10 protein-coding genes are annotated in these 14,341 nt (G+C 73.0%); 4 read left to right on the forward strand and 6 right to left on the reverse strand.

Annotated features, from left to right (window positions below):
• Positions 1–181: 181 nt before the first annotated feature.
• A complete protein-coding gene (locus tag D6270_RS13750) occupies positions 182–2,161 on the reverse strand; it encodes a DUF8823 domain-containing protein (RefSeq protein ID WP_109165131.1) in 1,980 nt (659 codons plus the stop codon).
• A 169-nt stretch (positions 2,162–2,330) separates the two neighbouring features.
• The gene (locus D6270_RS13755) at positions 2,331–4,874 is read right to left on the reverse strand and encodes a D-alanyl-D-alanine carboxypeptidase (RefSeq protein WP_109165130.1); all 2,544 of its coding nucleotides are present in this window, start codon (positions 4,872–4,874) and stop codon (positions 2,331–2,333) included.
• A gap of 193 nt (positions 4,875–5,067) precedes the next feature.
• On the opposite strand from D6270_RS13755, the gene D6270_RS13760 reads away from it, so the two are divergent.
• From D6270_RS13760 to D6270_RS13770, 3 genes are all read left to right on the forward strand, one after another.
• Positions 5,068–5,787, forward strand: coding sequence for a GOLPH3/VPS74 family protein (locus D6270_RS13760; protein WP_109165129.1), 720 nt, complete (start codon positions 5,068–5,070; stop codon positions 5,785–5,787).
• 306 nt (positions 5,788–6,093) lie between these two features.
• Positions 6,094–6,951, forward strand: a complete 858-nt coding sequence (locus D6270_RS13765; protein WP_093692006.1) for a helix-turn-helix domain-containing protein — start codon at positions 6,094–6,096, stop codon at positions 6,949–6,951.
• 259 nt (positions 6,952–7,210) lie between these two features.
• A complete protein-coding gene (locus tag D6270_RS13770; protein ID WP_093692008.1) occupies positions 7,211–7,417 on the forward strand; it encodes a DUF397 domain-containing protein in 207 nt (68 codons plus the stop codon).
• A gap of 176 nt (positions 7,418–7,593) precedes the next feature.
• Here the strand turns inward: D6270_RS13770 and D6270_RS13775 are convergent, their stop codons facing one another.
• Positions 7,594–8,442 (reverse strand): hypothetical protein, encoded by an 849-nt coding sequence (locus D6270_RS13775; protein WP_109167459.1) that lies wholly within the window; start codon positions 8,440–8,442, stop codon positions 7,594–7,596.
• A gap of 89 nt (positions 8,443–8,531) precedes the next feature.
• On the opposite strand from D6270_RS13775, the gene D6270_RS13780 reads away from it, so the two are divergent.
• Positions 8,532–9,314, forward strand: coding sequence for an SDR family oxidoreductase (locus tag D6270_RS13780; protein ID WP_109165128.1), 783 nt, complete (start codon positions 8,532–8,534; stop codon positions 9,312–9,314).
• A gap of 44 nt (positions 9,315–9,358) precedes the next feature.
• Here D6270_RS13780 and D6270_RS13785 read toward each other — a convergent pair whose 3' ends face one another.
• The 3 genes from D6270_RS13785 to D6270_RS13795 all read right to left on the reverse strand — a co-directional run bounded on the left by D6270_RS13785 (position 9,359) and on the right by D6270_RS13795 (position 13,916).
• Positions 9,359–10,474, reverse strand: coding sequence for an ADP-ribosylglycohydrolase family protein (locus D6270_RS13785; protein ID WP_109165127.1), 1,116 nt, complete (start codon positions 10,472–10,474; stop codon positions 9,359–9,361).
• 300 nt (positions 10,475–10,774) lie between these two features.
• Positions 10,775–11,428 carry a P-loop NTPase family protein gene (locus D6270_RS13790; RefSeq protein WP_204117121.1) on the reverse strand — a complete coding sequence of 218 codons (654 nt, stop codon included), beginning with the start codon at positions 11,426–11,428 and terminating at the stop codon, positions 10,775–10,777.
• A gap of 106 nt (positions 11,429–11,534) precedes the next feature.
• The gene (locus tag D6270_RS13795; protein ID WP_109165126.1) at positions 11,535–13,916 is read right to left on the reverse strand and encodes a tetratricopeptide repeat protein; all 2,382 of its coding nucleotides are present in this window, start codon (positions 13,914–13,916) and stop codon (positions 11,535–11,537) included.
• Positions 13,917–14,341: the final 425 nt, after the last annotated feature.

Below are 14,341 nucleotides of genomic sequence, written 5' to 3' on the forward strand. Positions count from 1 at the left end.
CCGGACATGCAACGCCCTTGCAGAAAGGGCCGGTTCGGCTCAGCCCGCCCCCTCTACTCGGCCGGCCCTCTCCACTCGGCCGGCCCTCTCCGCTCAGCCGACCCCTCCACTCGACCGGCCCTCTCCGCCCGGCCGAGCGCCTCCGCCCGGCCGGTCCCCTCCGCTCACGCGAGCCGCCCGCTCAGCTGAGCTCCTCCGGGCAGGGCGTCCCCGGCGGCAGCTGGTACGGGGCCGCCAGCCGGTACACCCCCGGCTTCGGTGCGAGGAGTTCGGTCCACTCGTCGCCGTACGGCCCCTCGTCCTCGACCTTGTTCAGGCAGCCGTGGATGTTGTCGAAGGTCCTGGGGGCCGTCTCGTCCTCCTGCGTCCGCAGCTTGGACTCCTCGGTCTCCTCCGGCCGCTCCAGGCTCCTGCCCTGCTCGTCGACGAGGGCGAGCCAGCGCGAGTGCGGGATCCGGATCAGCACCCGGCCCGCCGACTCGACACGGATCGTCAGCTCGTTCGCGCCCGCCTTCTCCACCGTCGCGGGCGGATCGGCGAGCGGGGTCGGCTCCAGGACGCGGTAGAGCTTCCAGTTCTCGTCGCCCCATATCTCACGGAGGTAGGAGAGCCCCTTGCCGACGAGTTCCGTCTCCCTCTGAGCCCCGCCGTCCGGCCGGCCGGTGGGCAGCACCACGTAGTGGACCGCCCAGCGGTCCAGCCACTGGCGGTAGTTGACCGCGTTCAGCGTGTCGTCGTAGAAGAGCGGGTTGCGCTTCATGTCGGCCTGCCGGTTCCAGCCACGGGCCAGGTTGTACGTGGCCAGCGCCGAGGCCTCCCGGTGGCTGCTCGCGGGAACCACCTCGACCCGGCCCCGCTCGGCCCCGACCTGCTGGAGCTGGTTGACCAGGGGGGCCAGCGAACGGGCCCAGGAGGCGTCCGGGGTGGTACGGACGATGTCGTCGACGCCCTTGAAGCCGATCCAGAAGTTCAGCCCGGCGAACGCCAGGACCAGCGCGTACCAGCGGCGGCTGCGCGGCCTCGTGTACGGCAGGGCGGCGAGCAGCACGATCCCCGCGAACAGCATCGCCATACGGGTCACGTTCGACCCGATCTGCGAGTCGACGAAGTAGGTGAGCACCGTGCCGAAGCCGTAGACCGCGGCGGCGGTGCGGACCGTGGACCAGTCGCGCGGTACGAGGACGAAGACCAGGACCGAGAAGAGGAACGGCAGCGACACCGTGCCCAGCGACATCGGCTGCGTACCGGAGAACGGGAAGAGGAGGGAGGACAGCGCCACCACGGCCACGGGGGCGAGCCCGATCGCGTACGCGCCGGGGCGCCGCTTGTGGAGGAAGAGCGCGGCCGCGACCACCCCGAGGAAGAGCCCGGCGACCGGACTGGAGGCGGTGGCCAGGCCGGCGAGCGGGGCGGCGACGGCCGCCTTGGCCCACCGCTTGTACCGCCAGCGGTGGGGCCAGCAGAAGACCGCGGCGACGGCACCGACGGCGAACATCATGCCGAGCCCGAACGTCACCCGCCCCGACAGCGCGTTGCACAGATAGGCGAAGACCCCGGCCAGCGAGCAGGCCAGCGGATTGCGCACGGCCCGCACCCGGACCAGGATCAGCGCGGTCAGCGCCGCCGAGACCGTCCCCACGATCATCATCGTGGAGCGGACGCCGAGCACCGACATCAGATACGGCGAGACCACGCTGTACGAGACGGGGTGCATGCCCCCGTACCAGGCGAGGTTGTACGCGGTGCCCGGGTGCCGGCCCACGAACTCGGCCCAGGCGTCCTGCGCCGCGATGTCGCCGCCGCTGTTGGCGAAGAAGAGGAACCACAGGACGTGGGTGACGGCCGCGGCCGCCGTGGCGATGGTGACGGGGTGGCGCAGCAGCCGCCGGGTCAGGGGGGTGGTGGCCTGCTCGGAGTTCAGGGGGGTCTGCTCGGAGGGGGCGGGCGTCCCGGGTTCCGATGCTCCGGATTCCGGCGCCGCGGAGTCCGGCGTTCCCGTCTCCGGCGCTCCGGCCGCGGAGGGTGCCGGCGCGCCGGATTCCGGTGTTCCGGATTCCGGCGTACGGGGGGACGGCAGCAGCGTGCGCGGGGTGGCGCCGTCGGCGATCTCCCCGGTGGTGCTGTCCGCCTCGCGGCCGGGTCTCGGCTCCGCGGTGGTCACTACGGCTCTCCCCGTCTTCCCGCCGGCCCCGTACGCCTTTCAGGACGCGTCCCGGCGCCCTTCAGTTGTCCGGGGACGCTAACACGTACCTCCGACACATACCCGTGACGTGGAGCGGGGTGAGCGGCGTCGCTCACCCCGCTCCACGACCGTCCCTGCCGCCGCGCGCTCAGCCGATCCTGGTCAGCTTGTCGCCGAAGGCCGGCTCGGTGAGGTCGTCCTGCAGCACCACCGGCGCCGTGACCTTCCCGGTGCCGGTGCCCACGGTCACCATGCCGACCTCGCTGCCGGCCTTCGCGGAGTGCGCGATGCCCTTGCCGCTGTCGGTGACCTTGAGCTCCACCTCCAGGCCGGGCCAGCCCACCGCCTTGAGGTTCTTGGTCGCTATCACCGGGGTCTGTGCGCCGAACCCGTTGTCCACATACCCGACCACGTCGCCCTTCTTGACCACGGTTGCGGAGGTGGGGGCCTTCTGCGCGTCCTTGATCAGCTTCAGGCTGTTCTGCAGGGACAGCTCCAGGCTGTCGTAGACCCTGCCCGTACCGGCCTGCTGCCCCATGACCGCTCCGTAGATCCAGAGCACCTTGCCGTCGACCTTGGTGTTCGCGGACCAGAGCAGGTTGCCGCCCGCCGGGGTGGAGGAGCCGGTCTTGATGCCGCTCACACCATCCTGAAGGAGCAGCGTGTTGTTGTTGTAGATCTTGCCGTCTATGCCCTCGATCTCAACCTCGGGCATGTCCACGATCTCCCGGAACACGTCGTTCTCCATGACCGCCTGGGCCAGCTTGAGCTGGTCGGCCGCGGTGGAGACGGTGGTCTTCTCCAGGCCGCTCGGGTCCGTGTACGTCGAGTTGGTCATCCCGAGGTCCTTGGCCGCGTCGTTCATCTTGTCGATGAACTTGTCCTCGCCGCCCGCGTCCCAGCGGGCGAGCAGCCGCGCCGCGTTGTTCCCCGAGGGGATCATCAGCAGCTGGAGCATCTGCCGCTGGGTGAGCTGCTGGCCCTTGGTCAGGGGCGCCGTCGACTCGTCGGGGCGCTTGGACTCGTCCTCAGCCTTCTGGTCGACGGTGATCGTCTCGCCCTGCTCGTCGCCCTTGAGGGGGTGGCCCTCAAGGATCACGTAGGCGGTCATGACCTTCGCGACGCTGGCGATGGGCGCCGGCTTCTGCGCCCCCTCGGAACCGAGCGACCCGACGCCGTCCACCAGCACGGCGGACTGGCCCTGGCCCGGCCAGGACAGCTTCGTCTCGCCGCCCTCGAAGGTGTACGCCGGCTCCGCCGTGAGCTCCAGGGACGGCTCCGGCAGCGGGCGCATCACCTGCACGATCGCAAAGACGATCAGCAGGAGGAGGACCAGAGGGGTCCAGATCTTGACCCGCCGGACCGCCGTGCGGACCGGCGTCTCGGCCGGCGGCGGGGTGTTCGTCAGCTCGGCGAGCAGGTCGAGGGGCGGCTTGGGCGGCAACGGCTGCTGCCGGGTCCGCTCGGCGGCCGCCCAGGACGGGGCGGCGGGGGCGGGGGCCGCGGCCGGGGTGGCCGAAGCCGATGCCGGGGTCGCCGCGTCGGTGTCCGGCTTGCCCGTCGACGCCTCGGTCTCCGGCGCGCGGGGCGCGGGGGCGGGCCGTACGTCGTCGGAGCGCAGCGGCACGAAGGTGCTGGTGCGCTCGACGGCGCTCTCCGGCTTGCCCTTTTCCGGCTCGTCCTTCTGCGGCTTGTCGCCCGCGGCCTGGAGCTCCTGGAGCTCCTGCGGCGACAGCTTCAGCGCGGTGGTCGGCCGGTCGACCCGCTTGGCGGGCGCGGGCGCCTTGAAGACGGCCGTGGGCTGGTCGGTTCCTCGCAGGTCGTCGCCGGTTTCGGCGGCGGGGCCGGGGGCCTCGTCGGCGCCAGAATCGGGCTCGGGGTCGCGCTCGGAGTCGGGCTCGGGGTCGGCTGCGGACTCCGGCTTCCCGGCGGCCACCGACTTACCAGCGGCCTCGGGCTCCTTGGCCTCGGGCTCCTCGACGGCCTTCGGCTCATCGGCCGGCTCGGGCTCCCCGCCGGACTCGGGCTTGGCCCCAGCCTCGCCCTTGCCCTCCCCATCACCCTCGCCCTCGGCCGCCGCATCGACCCACGCGGTCACCGCAGCGCGCAGCCGTACGTCACCGGGCTCGGGTTCGTCGGACTCCGCCTCATCCGCAGCGGCGCCGGCCGTGTCGGCCGCGTCGCCCTCAGGGGCCTCCGCGGTCACGTCAGGGCTCTCGGGGTGCTCGGGGTCCTCTGCGGGCTTCTGGGGCGTTACAGCGCCCTCAGGGGCCTGCGCGGGCTCCTCCTCGGCGGAAGCAGGCTCCGTCTCACGGGAAGCGGGCTTCCCAGCGGACGCCGGCTCCTTCTCAGCCGAGCGGGACCCAGGCTTGTCCTCAGCCGAGCCGGACTCCGACTCCCCCTCAGCCGGAGCGGACTCCCCGGCAGGCTCACCGGCGGGCGCCTCGGCCGACACCTCCGACGTACGCCGCCCCGCCTCGTCCTCCGGAAGCCGCGGCCGGAAAACAGCCGTAGCCGTGTCCGACGTCACCTCGTCGGCAGCCACGCCCTCGGCGGCATCCGCACCGGCCGCGTCCGCACCGGGCCCGTCCGCACCGGGTTCGCGGAACACCGCAAAGCGCGGGTCGCGTTCCTCCGCAGCCGTCCCCGACGACTTCCGCTGCTCCGTTTTGTCGGGGGACTCGCCCGCCACCGATGCCTCCTCATGCGCCGCGGGGCAACCCCCGCGCTGTCCGAACCATCTACCAGTGTCCTGTGTGAACCCCTGGCCGAGCTGCTAGACGAGAACGACATACCTACCGGTTCCCGTACAAAGCAGTCAGGCGCTCTCGACAGATGAATGTGAGAGGGGTCACCCTGTCAGACATCCACGCGGGGAGGCATGGATGGGCAGGAGCCGCAGAACAATCCCGGAGGAGCTTCTGTTGCTCGCTCTGGACCCGACCACGGGTACCACAGCGCAGCCGCAGTCGCTCGACCTCGGCCTGGCCGGGGCACAGCTAGTGGAGCTGGCTCTGGCAGGACGGATAGCCCCTGACGGGGATCGTATCGCCGTGGTGATGCCACGGCCGACCGGAGATCCGACACTGGACTCCGCACTGGAGCTGCTGCGCCGTCGTGGCAGCCCGGTCCGGGCGGTCCACTGGATCGGCGGGCCCCGGCTGGGGCTGCGCCAGATCTATCTCGCCCATCTGGAGCGGTGCGGCATGGTTCATGCCGTGGCGGGCCAGATGTGCGGAGTGCTGCCGACGACTCGCTACCAGGCGACGGAGACAGCCATCAGCCGGGACATCAGAGTCCGGCTGGACAGCGCGATCCGCACCGGCGTACCACCGGACCCGCGGACCGCGGCGCTCGCCGCACTGGCCCACGCGGTCGGACTCGGCAAGCACCTGTACCCCGGGAACGAGGGGCGTTCATCGCGCTCCCGGCTCCGGGATCTGATCAGGCACGACCCCATGGGCGGCCTCGTGGCGCACGCCGTGATGGACGTCCAGAACGGGGTGGCGGTCCAGCCACGCCGTACGCAGCAGGCAGCGGGCGTTCCGTTGCAGCCGCAAGCACAGGCACGCCGGAGCGGCATGGCGCACATCGCCGCGAGCTGATCCGGAGGGCCCGAGCAGGACCCGTGCAGAGGACCGCGCGGACAATCGCACACCGCCGTACCGTCGTCACAGGACCCGGTTCGGGAGCCGCACCACGCACGGGGCAGCCGGTTTCGACCGGCTGCCCCGTGCGCTTGCGCGCCGTAGCGCACGCTCTCGCACGCGCCGGTGTGTGCTCCGGTGCGCGGCCGGGGGCTTATACCGCATGCACCTGCTTGTGGCCGTTTCCCAGCGCGGCCGGGGCAAGGGGTGGCAATCTGCTGAGCAGTAGATACGCACAGCTACATAGCCGGAGGTGCACTTTCCGTGCCGTCCAACGTCAATCCCACAGTCAGGCGACGCAGGTTGGGCCAGGAACTGCGCCGCCTGCGCGAACTCAAAGGCATGACGGCCGAGGAGGTGGCGGAGCGCCTGCTGGTCTCGCAGTCGAAGATCAGCCGCCTGGAGAACGGCCGCCGCTCCATCAGCCAGCGCGACGTGCGTGACCTCTGCGGGGTGTACGAGGTCGAGGACGTCCGCATCGTCGACTCGCTCATGCAGATGGCCAAGGACTCGCGCCAGCAGGGCTGGTGGCACGCCTTCGGCGACATTCCGTACAGCGTCTACATCGGCCTGGAGACGGACGCGGAGTCCCTGCGGGTCTACGAGCCCCAGATGGTTCCGGGCCTGCTCCAGACCCGGGCGTACGCGGAGGCGCTGATCAGCGGCGCGCTGCCCGAGGCGCCGCCGTCGGACATCGAGAAGCGCGTCAACGTACGGTCCCGGCGCCAGGACCGGGTCAACGCACCGGAGAACCCGCTCCGGTTGTGGGCCGTGATCGACGAGTCGGCGCTGCGCCGGCGGGTCGGTGACAACCAGGTGATGATCGACCAGCTGGAGCACCTGGTGGAGCAGTCGCATCTGCCGCATGTGACCGTGCAGGTGCTGCCGTTCGAGATGGGCGCGCACCCCGGGATCAACGGGCAGTACGCGATCCTCGAATTCCCGGACGCCGCGGACTCCAGCGTCGTCTACATCGAGGGCGTCACGAGCGACCTCTATCTGGAGAAGGCGAACGACGTGCAGCGCTACAGCGTGATGTACGAGCACCTGCGGGCGCAGGCTCTGAACGTCGAGCAGACGCGGGAGTTCATCACCAAGATCGCCAAGTCGTACACGAGCTGACACCGGCCGATACCGGCCGACCACGAGCTGACACCGGCCAACACGGCCGACACCAGTCGGATCAGGACACCCGAACGGCGTCGAGTGAGCGGCGGCGGCACGATACACCGCCGCCGACTCACAACGTAAGAGTTACCGGCTAAATAACACCCGGTCGAGTGAACGGCCATCTCACGGAAGCGGCTTGGCGAGTAGCGTCGATCACGCCAACCGGAATCAGGTTGGTGCGACTCACCCAACTCTCTGAACCGGAGTGAACATGGCAATTCTTCAGGGTGCTACGGACATGTGGACGAAGTCGTCGTACTCCGGGGGCAACGGCGCGTGCGTCGAGGTCAAGTCCCCGGTCGCTCTGTCCATCGCCGTGCGTGACTCGAAGGCCCCCGAGGGCCCCTCGCTCACCTTCGTCCCCGGTGCGTGGAACGCGTTCGTGCGCGATGTCGCCACGAGCCCGGTCGACGCCTGACCGAACCTCCGGCCAAGGGCGCTCGCCTGCCGTCCGAAAGCCGCCTGTCCGCAACGCAGGCCGCAGCAGAGCAGCACCGCAACAACAGCAACACCGCACCACCTGATGGAGCCCTCTCGACCGGTTCGCCGTCCTGGCCGAGGGGGCTCGGCATGCCGCCCCGCACCCGGCGGCCGTCACCTCAACCGGTCGACGTACCGGTCGGTCCCCGGCACGGTCGGGACGAACGGCGCGACCAGCTCGACCCGCCCCAGCCCCGCTTCCGCGACCGCCGCGTCCAGCCCCGTGAAGTGCGCCTTCCAGCAGGTACGGGGGTCCTTCTGGAGGAACCACAGCAGCGTCAGCCGGGTCTCCACCCCCTCGACCTGCTTCACGTACGTCATCCGGTCGCCGGGCAGGGGCGTCGGCCGGAAGACGGTCACCATGGCCGCCGGCGACCCGCTCAGCCGCTTCGGCAGATGCCGGGACCTCAGCCACTCCAGCAACTCGGCGCGCTGCTCGGGCCCTTCGGCGTCGACGACCTGGAGGACGAGGCCCGCGTACGGGTGGTCGAGGGCGTGGAAGTCCCGGGGCCCGGCGGCCCCGTCGCGGTAGACGGTGGCCTCGTGGTCCTGGAAGGCCGTGAAGACATGGGTACGGTCCTGGTAGACCCGGCCGTCCCGGTTGAGCCGCCTGTTGATGGCGACGGTCCACTTCATGTGCTCGTCGTAGCGGCCCTCGGTCACCCAGTACGTCGACAGATAGCACCCCGTCCCGACCGGCCGCGCGACCGCCGACTCCGCCGGGTAGCGCAGCTCCTGGAGGTCCTTGGTGGCCACCCAGCGCCGCCCGGCGAACATCCACGGCATGGCCGTCGCCCCGGCGTAGTAGTGGTCGTCCTCGTACCAGCGGTTGTACGCGTACTCATGGCCCGGATGCGGCTCCACCATGGTGATCAGGGCGTGCCCGGGGTGCACCCCGTACGGCCCCACCGCCGCCAGCTCGGCATAGCCCGCGCCCCGCGTCCCCTCGCCCTCGTCCGCCATCTCCCGCACCCCTTCCCCTTCCATCGGCCCCTGCGGGCACCTACTCTGACGCTCCGTCAGAGAAACTTCCAGGGCCGGGAGGCGCCGGGATGCTGCTCACGGGAAAGACCGTCATCGTGTCGGGCGTCGGCGCGGGGCTCGGCCACCGGGTCGCGGAGACCGTCGTACGGGACGGAGGTCGCGCGGTGCTCGGGGCACGTACAGCGGCGAACCTGGCCAGGAGCGCGGCGGAGATCGATCCGGAGGGCCGGCACACCGCCCACCTCGCGACCGACATCACCGACGAGGCGCAGTGCGAGGCGCTGGCCGCGCTGGCGGTCGAACGGTTCGGCGGGATCGACGCGGTGGTCCATGTCGCCGCCTGGGACAGCTACTTCGGCGGGCTCCAGGACGCGGACTTCACCACCTGGCAGTCGGTCCTCGATGTGAACCTGCTCGGTACGCTGCGGATGACCCGGGCCTGCCTGCCCGCCCTCAAGGAGCGCGGCGGCTCGGTGGTGGTGATCGGCACCCAGTCGGCGGTGGCCGCGCCCTCCCAGGTGTGGCAGGCGGCGTACGCGGCGTCGAAGGGGGCGCTGACCTCGGCGATGTACTCCCTGGCAAGGGAGTTGGGCCCGAACCGCATCCGGGTCAACACCGTGCTGCCGGGGTGGATGTGGGGGCCGCCGGTGCAGGCGTACGTCCGGTTCACCGCGCACACCGAGGGCGTACCGGAGTCCGAGGTGCTGGCCCGGCTCACCGAGCGGATGGCCCTGCCGGAGCTGGCCACGGACGGGGATGTGGCGGAGGCCGTCGCTTTCCTGGCCTCCGACCGGGCCCGGGCGATCACCGGCCAGTCCCTGCTGGTCAACGCCGGGGAGCTGATGCGCTGACGGATGCGAGGCGGAAGCCCGGCCGGGCCCGCCGACAGGCCGCCTCAGCCGCGCGGGTAGCGGGCCAGCCACCCCGGGGCCGCGGCGGTCGGGCTGTGCAGGGCCGGGCCCTGGGTCATCTCCATCGCGAAGTCGTCGGCCAGTTCGAGGAGTGTGGGGCGCCCCTCCAGCTCCGCGAGCCAGGCCGGCGGCAGCTCGGTCTCGCCGTGCAGCACGCCGAGCAGCGCCCCGCAGACGGACCCGGTGGCGCGGGAGGGCCCGCCGTGGTTCACCGCGAGCCGCAGCCCGTGCCGTACGTCCTCGCTGACCAGGGCGCAGTACACGGCGACGGCGAGCACCTCCTCGGCGGCGTCGCCCGCGCCCAGCGCCTCGATGAGGGCGGGACCCGGGATGCCCTGCCGCACCGACCCGAGGGCCTGTTGCAGGGCCTCGGTCACCGGTTCGTGGCCGGGGCGCTCGCCGAGCAGCGCCATCGCATGCTGTATGGAGGCGTCCAGGGTCTCCCCGCGCGCCAGCCCGTGCACGAGTACGGCGAAGGCTCCGGCGCCGAGTTGGGCGGCGGGGTGGCCGTGGGTCTGCGCCGCGCACTCGACGGCCAGCTGGAGCACGAGCTGCGGCTCCCACCCCACGAGCAGCCCGAAGGGCGCGGACCGGGTCAGCGCACCGGCGTCCCGGGCGGTGGGGTTCTTGGGCCGCTCCAGTGTGCCCATGACGGTGTCGCCGAAGCCGCCCAGGCACTCCCGGGTGGGCCCGCGGCGGGCGTAGAGCCACTCCTCGGCCGCCAGCCACCCGTTGTCCTTGCGCCGCTCGTCGGGCCCCCAGTCGTGCTGGGTGGCGGCCCAGCGCAGGTGGGCACGGTGCACATCGGTGGGCGGGTGCCAGGCGCCGGTGTCGCGGCGGACCTGGGCGCGGATCAGCCCGTCGACGGTGAAGAGGGTGAGCTGGGTGAGGGCGGTGACGGCTCCGCGTCTGCCGTGCGCGGGAACGTAGTCGGTGACCCCTTCGGCGCCGTGGGCCGCACGGATCTCCTCCAGCGCGAGCCCGCTGACCCCGGCGCCGAGCGCGTCCCCGACGGCCCCGCCGAGCAGCGCCCCGCGGACCCGGCTGCGGAAGTCCTGCTGCTCGGCCCGTCCCCAGACCGCCGTGGTCCCTGTACTCACCCCGCCGCCTCCCGCCACCGCATGGTCACCGCCTGTGCGGGCCTCTGCGGGCGACCGCCCCCAGCACTGTAATCGAACGGGAACGGGGGGTAGAGGGGGCGACCGTCCGCACGGCCGGGGTACGTGCGGGTATGTCGACGGACGTCCCGCAGGTCGCTTTTGGGCCGGCGGGGAGGGGGTTCCGCCCCAGGAGCCGGGGGCCAGCCTCCCTGCGGTCCGGCCGTCTCCCCCGCCACCTCGCCATGGCACGGCACGGTGGGCATCCTCACGCATGACGGGGCCGCCCAGGTCGCAGGTCTCCTAGTCCGTGCCGAACGGGCTTCCGCCGGGGCGGCGCGAACGGCCGGGACCCACCTGGGCCGCAGCCACGGCGAGCACGGCGTCGGCCGCCTCCCCCACCGCCCAGCCCCCTCCGACATGGACCCGGTCCAGACCGAGCGTCTCGACAGCGTCCACCGTCAGCGCCTGATAGCGGACGGTACGGGCCAGGAACCGGTCCATGAGGAGCTGCTCCTCGGCCGTCGCCTCCTCGTAGCGCCCCGCCGCCCGCACCCGGTCGCGCAGGACCGCGTCATCGGCGGTCAGCCACACGGCACCCGTACGGGGGACCGCCAGCCGGGCGACCCGCTCGGGCAGGAGGGCCGAGCCCTCCAGGACGAGACCCGGTGCGCCGGGCCGGGCGTGGGCGGCGATCAACTCCTCGATACGCGGCCAGAGCCGTCCGTAGTGCGCGAGGACGGAGGCGACGAGTTCGCCGGTGGTGAGGGTCGCGTAGTGCTCGGCCACATGGGGCGGCACCTCGTGGTCCGGGGTCCGCCAGGGCCGTCCCGGGTGGCGGGCCGGCCCGTCCGTGGAGCGGTGCTCGGACCCGAGCCGCTCGGCCACCGCCTGGGCGACAGTCGACTTCCCGGTGTTCGAGGTCCCGCCGATCAGCACCACCCGCAGATCACGCATGCCCCGACCCTACGGCCCGCCGCGTCCCCGATCCGGGCCCACCGAGAGAGAGGGTTCACGCCCCGGTCACCTCCCCCGGCGGCCACCGCCCACCGCAGGAGGGGGGTCACGCCCCGGTCGCTTCCCCCAGCCGCTCCCGCTGCGCCCGCGCCCACCCGTACTCCGGGTCCAGCTCCAGCGCCCGGTCCAGGTCGGCCCGCGCCTCCGCCATCCGCCCCAGGGCCTCCAGCGCCAGCGCCCTGCTGCCGTGGGCCCAGGCGTACTCCGGGTCCAGGGCCAGCGCTCGCCCGTAGCAGGCCACGGCCTCCTCGTACCGCCCCGTCGCCCGGCACACCTCGCCCCGCTCCCCCTGCGTCCCCGCGAGCCCGGGCGTCAGCTCCTCGGCCCGGTCCAGGTCGGCGAGGGCACCCACCGGGTCGCCCAGCGCCGTACGCACCCGGGCCCGCCGCACCAGCGCCCACGCGTACTCCGGCCACAGCCCCAGCGCCCGGTCGAAGTCCTCCAGCGCCTCCTCGTTGCGGCCGAGCCGGTGCCGGACCAGGCCCCGGCTGCCGAGCGGCACCGCGTCGGCCGGGTCCATCGCGTGCGCCCGGTCGAGCACGGTCAGGGCCTCCTCCAGCCGCCCCATCCGCCGGTACGTCTCCCCCCGCTCCCGCACCGCCCAGGCCCAGGCCGGGGCGATCTCCTCGGCCCGGTCCAGATCGGCGAGGGCCTCCTCGTACCGCCCGAGCGCGCGCAGGATCACCGCCCGCCCCTGGTAGGCCCGTTCGCTGCGGGGCTCCACCGCGATGGCCCGCCCGTGGTCGGAGAGCGCGGCCTCGAACTCCCGGGCCCCGAAGCGGTCCCAGGCCCGCGCCACCAGGGCGGCCGCCCTGTCGGTGTCGGTCAACTCGGCCCGGGTGAGCAGGAGTCCGAGTACGGCGGTGGGGCGGGGGCCGTGGTCGGCGAGGGCGGCGAGCAGGTCCCGGCCCCAGTCGCGGAGTACGGCGCTGTCGGCGTCCTCGCCCGCCTCGACCAGGGTCCGGGCCCAGTGACGGGCGGCGGACGGCTGCTGCCCGCACACCCCGATCCCGGCGCGCAGGGCGTCGGGCAGCGCGGTGCGGGGGCGGGCGCAGAGCCGGTGGTACAGCACGTCCAGGGCGGCCCGGCGCCACGGCTCGTCGGCCCAGAGCCGGTCCGGGTCGACGCCCTCGGCCGCCACCTCCCGCCGCTCGGCGAAGGCGTCGGCCAGCCGGTCGTGGGCCGCCGCCCACCGCTGCGGGGAGCCGGTGCGCTGGAGCCGGAGCATCGGGGCGCGTACGACGCCGTGGTAGCGGGAGCGGCCCGAGTGCGGCGCGACGACGAACGGCAGCTCGTGCAGCCAGTCGTAGAGCCCGGGGACGGGGCGCGGCGCGGCCACGGCCACCAGGTCCTCGTCGAACCGCCGTGGCAGCGCGCACGCAAGGGCGGCCGCCCGGCGGTCCGGGTCACGCTCGCCGGCCAGGAAGCGTTCGACGGCGGTCGCGTTCGCCTCACCGGCCGCGCCGGGGTTGGCCGCGAGCGTCGACACCAGGACCGGCAGGCCGCCGGAGAGCCGCAGCACCTCCCGCACGGCGGACTCCTCCACCACCCCGCGCCCGGACAGGAGTTGGCGCGACTCCGCCTCCGTGAACGCCCCCAGCGGAACGTCGGCCACCAGGCGGCCCCGGTCGCCCCAGTGCGCGGGATCCAGCCGCCGCTGCCCGGCCAGGGTGAGGACCAGGTTCGCGGGCAGCTCCCCGTACCGCCCGGGCAGCAGCAGGTCCGCCAGCCACCGGTCCAGCAGGGGCGCGGTGCGCTCGTACGTGTCCAGGAACAGCACGACCCACGGCACGGAGTCCGCGACCCGCCCCAGCTCGGCGACGAACACCGGCGTCAACTCCCGTACGGGATCGGCCAACAGCCGCGCCTCCTCCTGCTGCCGCGCCCGCCCTCCGAACACGGCCCGCAGCCCACCGGCGCCCCGCGCCACGACCACCGGGTCGACGCCCCCGGCCAGCGCCCCGACGACGGGTATCGTCCCCACGGCGATGAGCCCGGCCTGCGCGGCGGCAAGGGCCCCTGGCGAGGGGTCGTCCCTCTCGGCCGCGAGCCGGTCGGCCGCGGTGTGCAGAGCGCGACGGTAGGTGGCCAGCATCCGCTCCAGCGCCTTCAACGGGGTCCCCTGCTCGCCGAATTGCGTGGCAACGGCGGCTAGGACCTCCGGAACGGACTCGGCCCCCTCGTCCACGGCCGCGGTGAGCGCCCCGAACTCCACGGCCGCCTGCTGCCACTCCCGTACGAGCGAGGTCTTACCGACCCCCGCGTTGCCCCGCACATGAAAGACGAACCGGTGCCGGGGGTCCTCGGGCGGGATGGCGAAGTTCCTCCGGAAGAGGCCGAGTTCGGCCTCCCGCCCAACAAAGGCGGCGCGCCGCTGCCCTTCGACGATCTGCTGGAGCGAGAGACGGCGGGGCGGGGTCGCGGACATGGGGCCCAGTCTGTCAGCGGACCCCGGCATCCGGCAGCCGCTCCCGCCTGGGCGGCCTCCGTGGAGTTCGCATCCGGCCTGCCTCATCCCGTCGCCCCGCCCGCTCGCGCCTGCGCAACCGCCCCTGAACACGAACGCTCATGATCACGCGGCGTCCGCCTCCTACCGTGGCCGCTACGCACACGGAAGAGGCAACCGCCGCAGCAGACACCCCGCCCGCCGACGGCTCGCGGTGGCTCCAGGGCTGCTGGAACGCGGTGATGGCCTTCGTCGCGCTCTTCGCTCCGAGAGCGCACGCGGCGACGGAGTTCGAGAAGAGCCTCAGCGGCAGCGGGCAGACGGAGCACCCGGCCACCCGGCTCCCGGGGAGACGGACCACCTCCAACCCGCCCTGCGCTGAACGCCGAAGGCCGACGGTGCGGCGG

It is taken from the genome of Streptomyces griseus subsp. griseus, assembly GCF_003610995.1.
Taxonomy (GTDB): Bacteria; Actinomycetota; Actinomycetes; order Streptomycetales; family Streptomycetaceae; genus Streptomyces.

Excerpts from the sequence above, each read along its gene's own strand:
- D6270_RS13760 (WP_109165129.1), top strand. The coding sequence starts at position 5,068 with ATGGGCAGGAGCCGCAGAACAATCCCGGAGGAGCTTCTGTTGCTCGCT.
- D6270_RS13770 (WP_093692008.1), top strand. The coding sequence starts at position 7,211 with ATGGCAATTCTTCAGGGTGCTACGGACATGTGGACGAAGTCGTCGTAC.
- D6270_RS13775 (WP_109167459.1), bottom strand. The coding sequence starts at position 8,442 with ATGGCGGACGAGGGCGAGGGGACGCGGGGCGCGGGCTATGCCGAGCTG.
- D6270_RS13780 (WP_109165128.1), top strand. The coding sequence starts at position 8,532 with ATGCTGCTCACGGGAAAGACCGTCATCGTGTCGGGCGTCGGCGCGGGG.
- D6270_RS13790 (WP_204117121.1), bottom strand. The coding sequence starts at position 11,428 with ATGCGTGATCTGCGGGTGGTGCTGATCGGCGGGACCTCGAACACCGGG.
- D6270_RS13795 (WP_109165126.1), bottom strand. The coding sequence starts at position 13,916 with ATGTCCGCGACCCCGCCCCGCCGTCTCTCGCTCCAGCAGATCGTCGAA.